13 protein-coding genes, 2 tRNA genes and 2 pseudogenes are annotated in these 14807 nt (G+C 34.8%); 12 read left to right on the top strand and 5 right to left on the bottom strand.

Annotated elements, in window-relative coordinates; translation table 11 throughout:
- Positions 1-5 precede the first annotated feature (5 nt).
- From AAGD79_RS00940 to AAGD79_RS00930, 3 genes are all read left to right on the top strand, one after another.
- Positions 6-593 carry a lysophospholipid acyltransferase family protein gene (locus AAGD79_RS00940; protein ID WP_010081980.1) on the top strand — a complete coding sequence of 196 codons (588 nt, stop codon included), beginning with the start codon at positions 6-8 and terminating at the stop codon, positions 591-593.
- Between the two features lie 51 nt (positions 594-644).
- Positions 645-914 carry a 30S ribosomal protein S20 gene (rpsT, locus tag AAGD79_RS00935; protein ID WP_012673338.1) on the top strand — a complete coding sequence of 90 codons (270 nt, stop codon included), beginning with the start codon at positions 645-647 and terminating at the stop codon, positions 912-914.
- Positions 915-994: 80 nt separating this feature from the next.
- On the top strand, positions 995-2245 hold the full coding sequence (locus AAGD79_RS00930) for a citrate synthase (protein ID WP_341811627.1): 1251 nt from the start codon (positions 995-997) through the stop codon (positions 2243-2245).
- A 189-nt stretch (positions 2246-2434) separates the two neighbouring features.
- Here AAGD79_RS00930 and AAGD79_RS00925 read toward each other — a convergent pair.
- Positions 2435-3570: pseudogene (locus AAGD79_RS00925) on the bottom strand (transposase).
- 321 nt (positions 3571-3891) lie between these two features.
- On the opposite strand from AAGD79_RS00925, the gene AAGD79_RS00920 reads away from it, so the two are divergent.
- The 3 genes from AAGD79_RS00920 (at position 3892) to AAGD79_RS00910 (ending at position 6209) form a co-directional block, all read left to right on the top strand.
- Positions 3892-4248 carry a hypothetical protein gene (locus AAGD79_RS00920; protein ID WP_223823154.1) on the top strand — a complete coding sequence of 119 codons (357 nt, stop codon included), beginning with the start codon at positions 3892-3894 and terminating at the stop codon, positions 4246-4248.
- 24 nt (positions 4249-4272) lie between these two features.
- Complete coding sequence (locus tag AAGD79_RS00915) at positions 4273-4575, top strand: hypothetical protein (RefSeq protein WP_231115838.1); 303 nt, start codon at positions 4273-4275, stop codon at positions 4573-4575.
- Between the two features lie 107 nt (positions 4576-4682).
- Positions 4683-6209, top strand: coding sequence for an acyl-CoA carboxylase subunit beta (locus AAGD79_RS00910; RefSeq protein WP_341811430.1), 1527 nt, complete (start codon positions 4683-4685; stop codon positions 6207-6209).
- Positions 6210-6262: 53 nt separating this feature from the next.
- Here AAGD79_RS00910 and AAGD79_RS00905 read toward each other — a convergent pair.
- A tRNA-Thr gene (locus AAGD79_RS00905) sits at positions 6263-6335 on the bottom strand.
- 247 nt (positions 6336-6582) lie between these two features.
- On the opposite strand from AAGD79_RS00905, the gene mutM reads away from it, so the two are divergent.
- On the top strand, positions 6583-7398 hold the full coding sequence (mutM, locus tag AAGD79_RS00900; RefSeq protein ID WP_010963068.1) for a bifunctional DNA-formamidopyrimidine glycosylase/DNA-(apurinic or apyrimidinic site) lyase: 816 nt from the start codon (positions 6583-6585) through the stop codon (positions 7396-7398).
- A 16-nt stretch (positions 7399-7414) separates the two neighbouring features.
- Positions 7415-8008, top strand: a complete 594-nt coding sequence (gene pdxH / locus AAGD79_RS00895) for a pyridoxamine 5'-phosphate oxidase (RefSeq protein WP_022626142.1) — start codon at positions 7415-7417, stop codon at positions 8006-8008.
- Positions 8009-8011: 3 nt separating this feature from the next.
- Here the strand turns inward: pdxH and AAGD79_RS00890 are convergent.
- Positions 8012-8088, bottom strand: a tRNA-Met gene (locus tag AAGD79_RS00890).
- 62 nt (positions 8089-8150) lie between these two features.
- Between AAGD79_RS00890 and AAGD79_RS00885 the strand changes: the two genes are divergently transcribed.
- The 3 genes from AAGD79_RS00885 to AAGD79_RS00875 all read left to right on the top strand — a co-directional run bounded on the left by AAGD79_RS00885 (position 8151) and on the right by AAGD79_RS00875 (position 13046).
- A complete protein-coding gene (locus tag AAGD79_RS00885) occupies positions 8151-10334 on the top strand; it encodes a ComEC/Rec2 family competence protein (RefSeq protein WP_341811429.1) in 2184 nt (727 codons plus the stop codon).
- Between the two features lie 61 nt (positions 10335-10395).
- On the top strand, positions 10396-12093 hold the full coding sequence (locus tag AAGD79_RS00880; RefSeq protein WP_341811428.1) for a hypothetical protein: 1698 nt from the start codon (positions 10396-10398) through the stop codon (positions 12091-12093).
- Complete coding sequence (locus AAGD79_RS00875) at positions 12084-13046, top strand: RluA family pseudouridine synthase (protein ID WP_341811626.1); 963 nt, start codon at positions 12084-12086, stop codon at positions 13044-13046. Before AAGD79_RS00880 ends, AAGD79_RS00875 begins: the two co-directional genes overlap by 10 nt.
- Positions 13047-13057: 11 nt before the next feature.
- On the opposite strand, the gene AAGD79_RS00870 is transcribed toward AAGD79_RS00875, so the two are convergent.
- A complete protein-coding gene (locus AAGD79_RS00870; RefSeq protein WP_151807638.1) occupies positions 13058-13408 on the bottom strand; it encodes a diacylglycerol kinase in 351 nt (116 codons plus the stop codon).
- A gap of 97 nt (positions 13409-13505) precedes the next feature.
- On the bottom strand, positions 13506-13739 hold the full coding sequence (locus AAGD79_RS00865) for a hypothetical protein (RefSeq protein WP_341811427.1): 234 nt from the start codon (positions 13737-13739) through the stop codon (positions 13506-13508).
- A gap of 49 nt (positions 13740-13788) precedes the next feature.
- Here AAGD79_RS00865 and AAGD79_RS00860 point away from each other — a divergent pair.
- Positions 13789-14649, top strand: a pseudogene (locus tag AAGD79_RS00860) (IS630 family transposase).
- Positions 14650-14807: the final 158 nt, after the last annotated feature.

Below are 14807 nucleotides of genomic sequence, written 5' to 3'. Positions count from 1 at the left end.
TATTCATGCTGCGTTTATTATGTGGCATTAAATATGAAGTGAGGGGAATGGAAAACATCCCTAAGCAACCTTTTATCATTGCATCTAAACACCAATCTCCATTTGAAACATTTATTTTTATACTACTATTTAGAAAAGCGGTTTTTATTTTAAAACGTGAATTGAAATGGATTCCATTCATTGGTTTGCATCTTATAGCGCTGAAAATGATTTTTATTAACCGTTCAGATGGTATCAGTTCTATACGCCATATAATCAAACTAGCAAAAATGCGTATAAAAGAAAATAGAAGCATAATAATATTTCCTGAAGGTACAAGAACAACTATAAACCAAAATATAAAATATCAACCAGGTATTGCTGCTTTATATAGCGTATTATCTGTTCCTGTGTTACCGGTTGCTTTAAACACTGGTTTGTTTTGGCCAAAAAGCATACTTTCTCTGAGAAAGAATCCCGGAAAGGCAGTAATAGAAATATTGCCCCCAATATATCCTGGGTTAAACAAAAATGAATTCTTGCAAAGTTTAGAAAAAATTATTGAAGAGAGAAGCAGTAGATTAACCATAGGAAAAACTGATATTGCAAATTAACAAAAAAACTTTATAATTAAAAGAAAAGTACAGTATTTTAGGTATTAATATATGGCAAATCATAAGAGTGCTAAAAAAATGATAAAGGTAATAGCAAAGCGCACTTTAATAAATAAGATGCGGAAAAGTAAAACTCGCACCTCTATTAGAAAATTGGTTGATATAATCAAGTCTGGCGACAAAGAAAATGTTGTTCTGGCATTTCGGAATGCTGAATCTAATTTACACAAGTGTGTGAATAAAGGTGTTATTCATAGGAATACTGCTGCGCGTAAAATAAGTCGCTTAAATGCAAAAGTAAAAGCATTGATGACCGCTTAATACGGTTAATGTAAAGTTAACTGTATTAATATATACTCCTCAGTTTGTATATTCTGTATAAAATTTAAGTAGCTTAAGTGATGGATAAAAAAGTGCTATTAGAACTAAGTAATGGATTAAAAATCGAGCTACCTGTATTAAGCGGAACAACAGGTCCTGATGTGTTAAATATCAAGGATTTATATAAGATGACAGGATTATTCACTTACGATCCAGGGTTTGTTTCTACAGCTTCATGCTCTTCTACAATTACATTCATTGATGGAGATGAAGGAGTTCTTAAATATAGGGGACATAATATAGCTGATTTGGCAGAGAATAATAATTTTACTGCTGTGATTTATTTATTGCTCTATGGTGAATTACCCAGTTCAGAGCAACACAAAAAATTTCTTCTCAAAATACAAAAATTATCCAAAGTATCAGAGCAAGTTACAAATGTAATCAAAGCATTTCCAAAGACTGCTCACCCTATGTCGATTTTAATTGCATGTTTTGCAAGTTTGTCAGCATCTTACCATGAAAAGCATGGCAACAATGTCAATGGTGAAGATCTAGACTTTGGAATTTCTGCAATAGCGCAAGTTCCTGCAATTGTTGCAATGATTTATAGGCATATCAACAATCAGGAATTCATAAATGCTAACAATGAATTAAGTTACAGTGAAAATTTCTTAAAGATGATATTTGGCGATGCTGTTGATAATGATAAAAGCGCCCTTTTTGCAAAAGCTCTGGATAAAATATTTACTCTCCATGCTGATCATGAACAGAATGCTTCTACGGCGGCTGTCAGATTGGTGGGATCGGCTGGTTCTAATCTGTTTGCAAGCCTCTCTGCAGGAGTTGCTACACTTTGGGGACCAGCACATGGTGGAGCTAATGAGGCAGTTATAAATATGCTAAAAGAGATAGAGCAAAGTGGAGATATAGATAAATTCATCGAAAAAGCTAAAGATGATAAAGATCCATTTAAATTGATGGGATTTGGACATCGTGTTTATAAAAATTATGATCCGCGCGCGCGTATATTGAAAGGCGCTTGCCATGAGGTTCTAAGTAAACTAGAACAAAATAATGAACTGCTTAAAATTGCAAAAAAACTTGAAGAAATAGCTTTAAAGGATGAATATTTTATTGTGCGTAAGTTATATCCAAATGTTGATTTTTACTCAGGTATAATAATGAATGCTATCGATATTCCCTCAAATATGTTCACACCTATTTTTGCACTTGCAAGAACCACTGGTTGGGTTACTCAGTGGTATGAAATGATAAATGATAAAGAAACTAAGATCTGTAGACCAAGGCAACTCTATTTTGGTAAATAAATTTATTTTCACTTCATTAGACTTCTTGCATAACCCAAACTAAGTAGAAAAAAGGTGTCATCCGAGTAGCTGACACTGGTTCCTTTACGACGGAAGTGTCCAGAGGTGTCATTCCAGTCTGGAATCCAGAAAAAAGGATGGTGTCATTCCGTATCCGTTCAGCCAATGGCGTCAACTTAAGAACTTTCATTAGCAAACTCTCCTAAAGACATGATGGCGTTTAGGCTTATCTACTTTATTGCGGCTGTCCCGGTCGGATTTTAACTTTAGCGCGTATACTTAAAAAGGGCTTGAAAGTTTTTTGGCGCAATAAGTACCTGATAGAGTTTCTGCCTCATTACACCAAATAAAACTGAAAAATTTAAACGATACTCAGTAATTTGATCTGGGTTCCAAGGCCCTTGTGCATCACATATATGAAGCGATAATATATTGCACATGACCAAGTTTGCCCAAAATTCTTGTAATACAGCCTCTCCAGAAAAATTCTCTAACTCTGCTCCTACTTTGAGTCGTTTATAGCACTCCTCTATGTGCCACCTTAACACATAAGCTTTGCTCCAAAGTCTCGGTCAAAAACTCTGTTTCTCAGTTGGCTAATGTCAGCACTATAACTCTTACTTTCTGTCCTTTCATTTTATTTTTTAGCTTTTCATTTTCTAATATAAAATCAAAATCTAATTCGCCAGCGTTCCCATAGCTTACTATAATTTCTTTTTTGCAAGCAAAAAATAAAATCTACTTCCAAATCATAATGCTGCTGAATGAATTTTACTGAAGACGATCATAGATAAATAATAATTTCTCTTGATTTAATAAACGCATTTGAGTGATAACTTCGGGTAATTGCTCTGCCGCCAACGTTTGTTCACCTATATTCCAAGCTGCAAGACGAGCACTACAAATCAGCGAAGTACACAAATCAACAAACAAATTGCCAATGGTGCCTGTTGTTCCATTTGGTTCAAACTCGGATACAATTTTCCCAGAGCTGGGTAATCTCATACCAGAACCATCTGCTGCAATAAGTCTATAGCCTCTCCAACTCAGGTTCATCCTGATAGGCTGTTTGGATGCTTAAATTCTTGAAAGCCTGTATGGCAAATCTTATACCTTGCTTTAGAAAAAGCTTGCTTTGAGGGTACATGTCAATGGCTCCATAAGTTCACATTCTATTCCCAAACTTTTTTTAACTAACTTTAAAATCATAGAAAATACTGTCGAAAAAGCTTGTTCGTGTAAAACTCAACACAATGGATTTTCTGAAAAGTTTTCGAGTATATTATATTTTTAATTTGTAGAATAAGGTTTTTTCCTTTTTGCATATTTCACCTAAAAAGGACACATTTTAGACTTCTTTGTTGAAATAAAACAGAAACAAAAGTGCTGTCCCTTGCACTCTTTGGATAATTTAATGATAAAAAATTTAGAGAGAAATTTTATACACTATCGCTGATATTTTTCCTTAAGTTGACGCCATTGCCTGAACACTTACCTAATGATGAAGCTATCGAAAACATAGCAAAGAGACTTCAAAAATCTATAGACGATGCAAAAAAGCACAAGGTCATGTTTAGTGTTGATGTATTCCAAGGAGAAAAAAGTCATCAATAATAGATTATTCGATACTGATCTTATACCACCTCATGGAGCAAGATAAAAATGTTACTGAGACTGGAAAAGAAAAACTACGGCCTCTTATGTTAGAAATGTTTAATCTAGTTTCAACAGGCACTGATGTGAGCCAAGAAGTTCGGAGATTATTGCCAGAAGATATACTGAAAGAACGCGGCGAATATTTGTCACGTCTAAAACAAATTGTAAGTGATAGTATTGAAAATGACAAAAAAAAAGGAATTGTAGTAGAAAGAGATAATAAATTTTATTATGTACAGTGTCCAGAAAAAAGTGTGATCACTCCTGCAAAATTTATGAACTCCCCGGAATTTAAGGACTTAGAATATGGTGCATTGCGAATAGGAGAAGGAGATAATCTAATCTGAATAAAAAGCTGGCAATATCATGATATGCAAGGCAAAGTAAAAATGACCTTTAGGGTAGGCGATGAAAAGATCGAAATGATTTTATCTTCTGAAAAAGCTGAAAGTTTTGGTAAAATAATGGTACATATGGATGACAAAAGTTGTGAAATCTTCTCAAAGTACCTAAAAGAGCTAGAAAAAGAACCTCGTATAAGCAAGGTTGTTGAAGCTGCTAAAAGTTTTGCACAAACAAAAAGCAGTGCAGTTAGTCCACCTCTTTCTAATATGAAAAGTGTTGACACATCGCAACATTTTCAAAGTAGTGACCATGAATCACCAGAGCATTAACAATTATCATACATACATTGTTGCATATAGCAATAGTGTATGTGTATAGTTAGTAGGGTTTGTAAACTTAATAAAGTCTACAACTAATTTGAAAACTACTTTATTGTATGCAAGACTTTAAAATACTAGAAAATCTAAAAACCAAAGCACTAGAAGCTGAAAAAGGAGGCGGTTCTGACAGGATTACCAAACAACATGAAAAAGGGAAATTAACTGCTAGAGAAAGGCTCAGTATATTGCTCGATGAAAGTTCTTTTGCAGAATACGATAAATTCGCAAAACATCATGCAAATGATTTTGGCATGCAAAATGCTAATTTTTTAGGTGATGGGGTAGTGATTGGTCATGGTACTATTTATGGCAGAAAAGTTTTTGTTTATTCTCAGGATTTTACTGTCTTTGGTGGTTCACTTGGTGCGTCACATGCAAAAAAAATATGCAAAATTATGGATATGGCAATTAATGCCAGAGTTCCAATTATCGGACTAAATGATTCTGGTGGAGCCAGAATTCAGGAAGGAGTAAATTCTCTTGCTGGTTATGGAGAAATTTTTCAAAGAAACGTAAATGCATCGGGTGTTATACCACAAATTTCTTTAATTATGGGCCCATGTGCAGGAGGTGCAGTTTATTCCCCAGCATTAACTGACTTTACTTTCATGGTGAAAAACAGTTCATATATGTTTATAACCGGGCCAGATGTAGTAAAAAAGGTTACCTACGAAGATGTAAGTTTCGAAGACCTCGGTGGAGCAAAAATTCATACAAGCAAAACAGGAGTAGCGGATTTTGCATTCAATAATGATGTTGAAATGCTGCTAAAAATGCGTGAATTCTTTACTTTCTTACCAGCAAATAATCAAGAATCACCGAAACCTAAATCAACCTGTGATTCAGTTAATGATATTGATGAATCTTTAAATACTCTGATTCCTAGCAATCCTAATACTCCTTATGATATGTATGAACTTATTGAAAAAGTTTGTGATGGAAGGAAATTTTTTGAGTTAAAACCTGATTTTGCTCGTAATATCATAATTGGTTTTGGTAGAATTGGAGGAAACACTGTTGGTATTGTTGCAAATCAACCTATGCACCTTGCAGGATGTTTGGATATTGATTCTTCAAGAAAAGCTGCGAGGTTTGTAAGATTCTGTGACGCATTTAACATTCCCATCATCACACTTATTGATGTTCCAGGATTTCTGCCGGGTACAAATCAAGAATACAATAATATAATACAACACGGAGCGAAACTGCTTTACGCTTACGCTGAAGCGACCGTGCCGAAAATTAGCCTTATCACTAGAAAAGCGTATGGTGGTGCATACATTGTTATGAATTCGAAACATCTAAAAGGTGATATAAATTATGCCTGGCCAACTGCTGAAATAGCTGTGATGGGCCCTGAAAGTGCAGTTGAGATTATATTTCGACACGAAAAAGATCAGCAAACGTTAATCAAAGAATACAAAGAAAAGTTCGCTAATCCATTTTTTGCTGCATCACATGGATACATTGATGACATTATAGTGCCAAGTAAAACAAGGTATCACTTTTATAAAGCATTAGAGCTACTCAAAAACAAGAAGGTAGAAAGGATATGGAAAAAGCATGACAACTTACCTCTGTAACTTTCTTCTAAGCCTTGCTTACAAGTTATGCAATATTATAAGTATAATCAGTGTGCCGTTACCAAGACTCGAACTTGGGACCTCGTCATTACCAATGACGTACTCTACCACCTGAGCTACAACGGCAAGTTTATATATTATGATAATGAATAACACAAAAAAGAATAAGGAAAAAGAAGAGGAGAAAAAAAGATTAGCGAAAGCTTTAAAGCAAAATATTTTGAAAAGAAAAAAGCAGCAACAGAGTAGACAGAGAACCCTTTCAAAACTCGTTTGTGGTGAGGAATTTTTAGGAGAAAGCACCGCAGAATACTCGAATGTATTTGAGAACGACAAAATTACCATCAGAAACTTAAGTTTTGAAGGAGGTATCATGCCAGAACTACCGGAAGTGGAAGTAATCTCTAATTTTTTGCTTGATAAAATTAAAAACAAGCAAATCAGTAATGTTATAGTGAATAATTGGAATTTACGTGCCCCAATAACAAAAAATATTGATGATATGCTAAAGGGCAAAGTCATACGCAACATCAAGCGTAGAGGTAAGTATACCATCTGGAATACAGATGGTAGTGTGGCTGTAATCATACATCTTGGCATGAGCGGAAAGCTTATATATGCTGACCACGATCAAATGCGGAATAAGCATGATCACGTGGTATTTTTATTTTCTGACAATACTTCAATAATTTTTAATGACCCAAGAAGATTTGGATTAGTTATCGTTTTAAATAAAGAACAAGAAACGGATTTTTTTAGCGATTTTGGAATAGAGCCCCTCACGGATGAATTCAGTGGAGACTATTTACAGGAGTTGCTGAAAAACAAAAAAGTGAATATCAAATCAGCGTTAATGGACAATAAATCAATAGTTGGCGTAGGCAACATATATGCTTCTGAGAGCTTGTTTAGAGCCCGTATATCACCACTCAGGTCAGCAAAAAACTTGACCTATAGAGAGTGCGAAAAACTTGCTGCTGAAATAAAAAATACTCTGAGTGATGCAATTGCTGCAGGTGGTTCAACACTGAAAGATTATGCACAGCCATCTGGATCTGCTGGATACTTTCAAAATAACTTTTACGTATATGGTAAAGTTCAAAAACCTTGCAAGATTTGCAATAATATCATAACACTTATACGACAAAATGGCCGTAGCACTTATTTTTGCAACGCGTGCCAGAATTAAGATTTTATTTTTTGATATGATATTTTCACTTGAAAAAGATCCATTTGATTTGTTTTCAAAGTGGTACAAAGCAGTACTTAATTCTCCGTGTGAACAACCAACTGCAATGACGCTAGCAACTTGTAGCAAAGACTGTATTCCATCTGCAAGAGTGGTATTACTAAAGGAATATAGCAAAGAAGGTTTTGTGTTTTTCACTAACGTAAACAGTAAAAAAGGGAAAGAATTGACTGAGAACCCCAAAGCTGCGTTAGTGTTTCATTGGATAGAATTTGCTAGGCAAGTGCGAATTGAAGGAGAGGTTAAACTTCTAAACGATGAAAGAACTGACAAATACTTCTCTTCTCGAGCGCTGGGTAGTCAAATTAGCGCATGGTGCTCAAAACAATCGAGCATTCTGAAAGATTGGCAAGATTTTGAGCAAGCTATAAAATTGAAGGAAAAAGAATTTCACAATACACAAGTTTCTCGTCCTGATTTTTGGGTGGGATTTTGCGTAATCCCAAAAGTAATTGAATTTTGGCAAGAAGGTGAATATAGGAAGCATATTAGATTTAGATACACTCTTGTTGAGGGAAGCGATTGGAAAGTGGAACAACTATATCCTTAAAAATGGTTGCGGGAGTAGGATTTGAACCTACGACCTTCAGGTTATGAGCCTGACGAGCTACCGAGCTGCTCCATCCCGCGTCGTTGCTTATTTAGTTATTATATATACAAATAATGAAAAAAGAAAAATAAAATTTCACCACATGCAAATATCGACACACTTATTAACTTTTCTTGACATAATAGTTAGTTATATACGTAACAATCTGCGCAATGAACAATATAACTTGATACTGTGGTTTCCTGTTTTTCAGTGTGTAGGAATTCTAACCTATTTTTCCCTAAGTTTTGAACCAAGCTGCATATCTATTTTTCTTTTGCTTTTACCCACACTAATTTTGATTGCAATATTGTATAAAAGGTACGCGATATTGTGTATCGCTTTAATTGCAGTGCTCATAGGATTTACAGCTAGTAAATTAAGAACAGCTTTAGTTGATACTCAAATTCTTGATAAAGAGAGATATGTAAAAGATATCGTTGCCACAGTGAAGGATATTAACGACAGGGGCTCATATAAACAATTTCTGCTTTCTGTTGAAAAATCCCCTACTATCTCAAAATCCTCTCCTGTCATCCCAGCGCCCCCTTTTGTCATCCCAGTGCCCCCTTTTGTCATCCCAGTACTTGATACTGGGATCCAGAAAAAAAAGATATGGATTCCAGCGTCACGCGCTGGAATGACACCGGATAGAGCTCTAGATAACATCAGAATATCAGTTAGAACCAAAGTGGAAAAAGGCATTAAAATAGGCGATCAAGTAAAATTATCAGCAAAACTCTTCCCTCTAAAGATTGCGCCCTCGGAGTATGCATACGATTTTGCAAGAATAGCATATTACCAGAAAATAAGTGCAACAGGCTTTGCAACAAGCAAAATAGCTTTGCACAAAAAGGCTGAAGCAAGGAAATTTCAAGAATATATAGAATCTTTCCGTCAATACATTTATGAAAACCTGCAGCAAAATATCAAAAAACCACATGCGGATATAATCTCTGCATTACTGATCGGTAAAAAAGATGGCATAGATCAAAAAACTATGGACGCGATACGAGATTCAGGTATAGCACATTTGTTTGCCATATCTGGTTTGCATTTATCATTTGTTGCTGGCCTGTTTTTTGTAGTGTTTCGTAATTTATTTGCAACATCTGAAACTTTGACTCTTAAGTATAATACCAAGAAAATATCTGCATTCCTTACTATCTTGCCAACCACGTTTTATTTGTTGATTACCGGCATGCAAATTTCTGCTCAGCGTGCCTACATCATGGTGATTTTAGTACTCGTTGCAATAATGATAGGGAGAAAATATCGAGGGTTAATAGCAATTGCGTTTGCTGCTTCAGTGATACTCTCAGTAGAACCAGAAGCAATTTTAAAGCCTGGCTTTCAGATGTCATTTTCTGCTGTTTTGGCACTGGTTGCCAGTTATCAAATTAATGCTAATAAGTTGTTCAAAATAAAAATAATGAAATATTTTGTATCGATAATGATCAGCTCAGTAATAGCAAGTTTAGCAACTGTTCCGTATACGATATATAATTTTAATTATTTTTCAATTAGTGGCATTATCACAAATTTAGTTGCTATACCAATAGTTACATTAATTATTATTCCACTTGGAATAATCTATGTTTTGTTGATTCCTTTCGGTATTGAATGGATTATAGCGCCACTTGTAGAACGCCCAATTGACAGCATTTTGTATATAACAAACGCTATCGCTAGTCTTCAGTATTTGGTTATTCCCATTCGTACTTTTCCTGCCTCATCAATTATTATAATAACATTTGGGTTATTGTGGCTGTGCTTGTGGGAAAGAAATTGGCGCTTCTTCGGAATTTTCTTTATTGTGCTGGGTATCTGCTTTAGCACCGCATATAAAACCCCCGACATCCTAATAAATGCTGATAATGTTGCTGTAAAAGAAAGTGATAACTTACTATATTCTCTCACCAGGAAAAATAGGAACTTTGTTGTCAAAACATGGGCGAAGCAAAATGGGCAGAACCAAATTTTGAATCATACAAAATATAGCAACCCAGATAAAAGGCTAAAGTGTAACGATTATGGCTGCATATATAATAAAGGAAATAATAAATTAGTGCTGCTAGCTTATAAAAAAGAAGATATTTCAGAAAATTGTGATAAAGTTGATTTAACAATTCAATTAAGTGAGTTTGACTATTCAGCTTGCAACGCTAAAATTATTAAACATGCTGATCTAGAAACGTATGGCACACATTCTGTTTGGTTAACAAATCGTTACGTAAAGATTAATACAGTGCGCTCCAATAGGCCTTGGCACATGTTGAAAAATTAAGAAACTTGATTTTAAGGTTTGGTTAATGTATACCTAAATAAGTTTAAACTAGAAAAATGTTATGGTTACAGACACTAAAGATCCTTTCAAAGACTATTTTGATTTTTTAGGATTTAGAAAACTTTCTGACCAGCCCAGTAGAATTTTGAGCTCTATAAGAAAGTATTCTGGTACTATATCGATAGCAAGTACCATTGCTACTCTTATAGCATTTACTGCCTTTTCTATTCAGCCTGTTACAGTAAGTATTGCTGGGTTTGCGTTCACGCCAGCACCTCTTGCCTTTATTCCTCTTATAGTTCTCTTATTTACTGCTGTTATAAACTTTATAAATACACAAAAAATAAAAGAGAATGAAATAGATAAAAAAATAGGAAACTATCAAGTTGATGAACAGTACAGCCAGATTGCTCAAGAAGCTAAAAAAATTGAAATTGTAACAAATTTAGATAAAAAGGGGGAAAAGCTTTCAATAGTTTTACCAATTTCTAAGACGCAGAGAGAAATACTAGAAGATATAGAAGCAGAAAATAGAAATAGGATTCTCTTGTTTACTGGATCATATGTATTTGGTACTATTATAGTAGTTTCAGCAATATCACAATCCATTAATGCTCCAATAATATTAATAGCTTTATTAGTCGCTATTCTTTTATGCATCATATCAACACTTAGCAATCTAATAAGTAATAGCGTGGATCATGAAAATCATACTATTAGAAAACACAGTTCTTTAGGTCTTCTATTTCCATACTGGTCTGGAAAGGGCATGGTTGTATCAGTAGTAGAAAATAAGCTTGGTAAAAGGGAAAATGAACTAATATCTCTAATGAAAAAACTACTTAGTCCGCTTTGCAACTCATTTGACAGTAACCTTAAAAAAGCTTGCGATTTACTTGATAATAGTCTTTTAAAGCCTGCAAATATTAACATTAAAGAAACGCTTGATCACCTAAAAAAAATCAGAGAAGACATCAAAAAAGATTTAGATTGGCTACATGCAGAAATTTCAGAAGTTTTAAACAACACTAAAGAATTGACAAAAAAAGCACATTCACTAGATATTGAAGGTACTTTTTCTAGGTTAGAGAATGCTATTAAAATTGCTGAAGATAAAATTGAACGATTTGAACCAAGCCGCTTTGTAGGCTGGCTTCAATCAACTACGCAGTCTAATAATAACGAGTTCCTTAGCATGCTAAAAAAGTTAAAAGAGGATACAGAAGAGGAAAAAACGGAATTGAAGGAGCAATTAAACGTAGTAAGGAATGAATTAGAAGAAATAAAAAAGAAGCAAGCTCAACCAAGTACGCCTGATTTAGAAGCTAACAATGGAAATAATACTAATAAATTATTAGTATTAGAAAATAAAGTCAAAGAACTACGTGACACAGTTAGAAAGTTAGAGCTGGAAGCAGAACAAAATAAGCTGCAGCAAAAGAAGGAAAAGTTAGAGCAAAAAAAATCTGAACAAGAAAAAACAGATGAATGGAAAGAAAAAATCAACGGCAAACCAAGTGACTTTCTATATTATTTATTAGAATCTATTAAGCTGGAAGAAAAAGATAATAAAGAAAAAAAGGTTGAGGCAACATTACGAGATTTTGATAATAAAGTTACAATCTACTGGAAAGATGGCTCTCAAACAATTTGCCATATTAAAAAACAAGGTGATCTGCAAATTGAGTCTAGTGCAACAATGTTTACAGACCCAAATGTTCAAGCAGCATGGGAAATGGCGCGGGGTAAATCACTATAGATCACTCAATAATAACCTTAAGTGTTAATAATGATAAAGAGAAATTAAGGTTAGACACCTATATAGCTGAAAAATGCAACATATCACGCAGCAAAGCGCAAAGATTGATACAAAATGAGCAGGTGAAATTACTTGGCACACCGATAATTAATAATGACTACATAGTAAAACCAGATGAAGAGTATGTGGTGCATCTCGTTCAACCTGACATATCCACATCAATTGAGCCTAATTATGACATAAAACTTAATATCGTCTATGAAGATGAAGACATTATAGTTCTGAGTAAACAAAGTGGATTAACGGTACATCCAGGTGCTGGGACAAACAATGATACGCTTTTGAACGCAGTTATCGCTCACCTTGGTAAAATCCCATATACCCATGTGAGACCAGGAATTGTTCATAGACTCGATAAAGATACCAGTGGGCTAATGGTAATTGCAAAAAATGAGGAAGCCCATGGTTTTTTGTCTGAATTGTTATCAAATCGTAAAATAAAGCGAGAATATTTAGCAGTAGTTTGGGGAGCATTATCTTCCCAGCAGGGAACTATAGAAACTAACATTGCTCCAAAGCGTGGTAATAAAGAAATGATGTGTGTTACAAAAACAACGGGCAAATTAGCAATCACTCATTACTCAGTAGAGAAAGTTATAGGACAAGCAAGCCTCGTTAAATGCACTTTAGAAACAGGTAGAACGCACCAAATTCGAGTCCACATGAGCCACATAGGACATTCTATAGTTGGTGATCAAGTTTATGGGAAAAATAGTAGTAAAAGCACAAAATATGCTAAAAACTCTAGTTTTATTCGTAATTTCAATAGACAAGCACTACATGCTTATACACTGGGCTTATATCACCCCAAAAGTAAGGGATACATGGAATTTGTCTCTGATTTACCGCAAGATATAAAAACTTTAATTGGTGAGTTTGACAACATATCTTAATAACATTCGTATTAACCTGTCAATATTATCATCCATGTTATCAGGAAGTTAATTAATGAAAGAAAAACTGCTGCACTACCTAGATCTTTCACCTTTTTTGAAAGTATGTGTTGTTCACTGGAAATACGCTCAATTGTCGTTTCAAAAGCAGTGTTAACAATTTCCACAATTAACACCAGGAATAGGCTACTTATCATTACTGCACGTTCTAGATTACTTACATCCAAAACAAACAAAATTGAGACACATACTATAAAAAGCAGTAACTCCTGTCTGAACGCAATTTCTGATATAAAAGCTGATTTTATTCCTTCACAAGAGTATTGAATTGCTTTTATTAGACGAATAATGCCCTTCTTCATTATTATTCACAAAACCCTTTAATCAAAATTTTAACTCATTTGGATTTGCTACACCTTATAGCATTTTTATCATTTGTTCACCCTATTGGTTTTGAAATTAAGATTTACCGCAACTACAATAAGTACTCTTATCATCACATTTTGGTGTTAAGTCAGGATAGAACGTGAGTATAGCATCATTCTTTCTTACAAACACTGATTGATAATTGTCATCTTCCATTTCATATAGACACATTCCATCTTTTCCTAATTCCTTAAACGCCTTAGTTGCAGAAATTATCGGCATGAAGGTTATATGCGTATCCATTTGGGCATTTATAGCTCTTTCCATAAAAGTCCGGATGTGATAGGATAAGGGTAGATGATGATAAGGAGGTTGAATGCCAGCAGCATATAGTTATGATTTAAGAAAAAAAGCAATGGAAGCGCTAGACGAAGGAGAAAGCAGAGAAACAGTGGCAGCAAGATTTAAGATTGGACGAACTACTTTATGGGAGTGGCAGCAAAGAAGAAAAGAAACAGGAGACTTTCAATCAAAAAAACTTGGAAATGGGGGTTACAATCACAAAATCACCGACTGGGATACCTTTGCCAAATTTGCCAGAGAACACGGAGGAAAGACTCTATCGGAAATGGCTAAACTTTGGAACAACGTTAGTATCCAAACGATCTATCGAGCCCTTAAAAAAATTGGATTTACGCGCAAAAAAAGACATATGGATACAAGGAAAGAAACGAAGAAAAACGTGCTGAATTTTTGAAAATTATAGCGACAAAAGAACCTAAAAACTTAGTGTATATAGATGAGTCTGGCATTGATAACACCGAAGACTACCCCCTACGGATATTGCCAGAAAGGACAGCGGTTTTATGCCTTAAAATCTGGAAAGAAAACTCAACGAATCAGTATGGTTGCAGCCTTAAGTGGAAGAAAGATAGTTGTTCCGTTAACCTTTGAAGGCCACTGTAATATGGATGTTTTTAATGGATGGTTTGAGCAATTTTTGACACCGATCTTGGAACCTGGACAGACTGTCATTCTTGACAATGCTACTTTTCATAAGTCTGATAAGATTATCGAGCTTGCTAAAGGGGTTGGTGCAGAAATTTTGTATCTGCCGCCTTATTCTCCAGATTTCAACAAAATTGAGCATCATTGGTTTGCTATAAAAAACAGAGCCAGGAAAAACATTCCTCTATTCGAATCCTTTCGTCGTGCTGTTGATTCTGCCTTCCTATGACCTGTTCGGACTATTATGAGAAATGCTATAAATAAGTGGCTGCATAATAAAGACTAGATTCCAGACTGGAATGACACCATAGAGGCACTGGGATGACATCCTTCCTAGTGGAGATTACTCTCAAATCACAATGTTCATACAGTTGTGGGCTTAACGGT

The organism is Wolbachia endosymbiont (group A) of Oxytorus armatus (assembly GCF_964027005.1).
Lineage (GTDB): Bacteria > Pseudomonadota > Alphaproteobacteria > Rickettsiales > Anaplasmataceae > Wolbachia > Wolbachia pipientis.
The sequence above is the reverse complement of the archived record's forward strand: the minus strand, read 5'-3'. Positions and strand labels throughout refer to the sequence as shown.

Excerpts from the sequence above, each read along its gene's own strand:
- AAGD79_RS00940 (WP_010081980.1), top strand. The coding sequence starts at position 6 with ATGCTGCGTTTATTATGTGGCATTAAATATGAAGTGAGGGGAATGGAA.
- rpsT (WP_012673338.1), top strand. The coding sequence starts at position 645 with ATGGCAAATCATAAGAGTGCTAAAAAAATGATAAAGGTAATAGCAAAG.
- AAGD79_RS00930 (WP_341811627.1), top strand. The coding sequence starts at position 995 with ATGGATAAAAAAGTGCTATTAGAACTAAGTAATGGATTAAAAATCGAG.
- AAGD79_RS00920 (WP_223823154.1), top strand. The coding sequence starts at position 3,892 with ATGGAGCAAGATAAAAATGTTACTGAGACTGGAAAAGAAAAACTACGG.
- AAGD79_RS00915 (WP_231115838.1), top strand. The coding sequence starts at position 4,273 with ATGCAAGGCAAAGTAAAAATGACCTTTAGGGTAGGCGATGAAAAGATC.
- AAGD79_RS00910 (WP_341811430.1), top strand. The coding sequence starts at position 4,683 with ATGCAAGACTTTAAAATACTAGAAAATCTAAAAACCAAAGCACTAGAA.
- mutM (WP_010963068.1), top strand. The coding sequence starts at position 6,583 with ATGCCAGAACTACCGGAAGTGGAAGTAATCTCTAATTTTTTGCTTGAT.
- pdxH (WP_022626142.1), top strand. The coding sequence starts at position 7,415 with ATGATATTTTCACTTGAAAAAGATCCATTTGATTTGTTTTCAAAGTGG.
- AAGD79_RS00885 (WP_341811429.1), top strand. The coding sequence starts at position 8,151 with ATGCAAATATCGACACACTTATTAACTTTTCTTGACATAATAGTTAGT.
- AAGD79_RS00880 (WP_341811428.1), top strand. The coding sequence starts at position 10,396 with ATGGTTACAGACACTAAAGATCCTTTCAAAGACTATTTTGATTTTTTA.
- AAGD79_RS00870 (WP_151807638.1), bottom strand. The coding sequence starts at position 13,408 with ATGAAGAAGGGCATTATTCGTCTAATAAAAGCAATTCAATACTCTTGT.
- AAGD79_RS00865 (WP_341811427.1), bottom strand. The coding sequence starts at position 13,739 with ATGGAAAGAGCTATAAATGCCCAAATGGATACGCATATAACCTTCATG.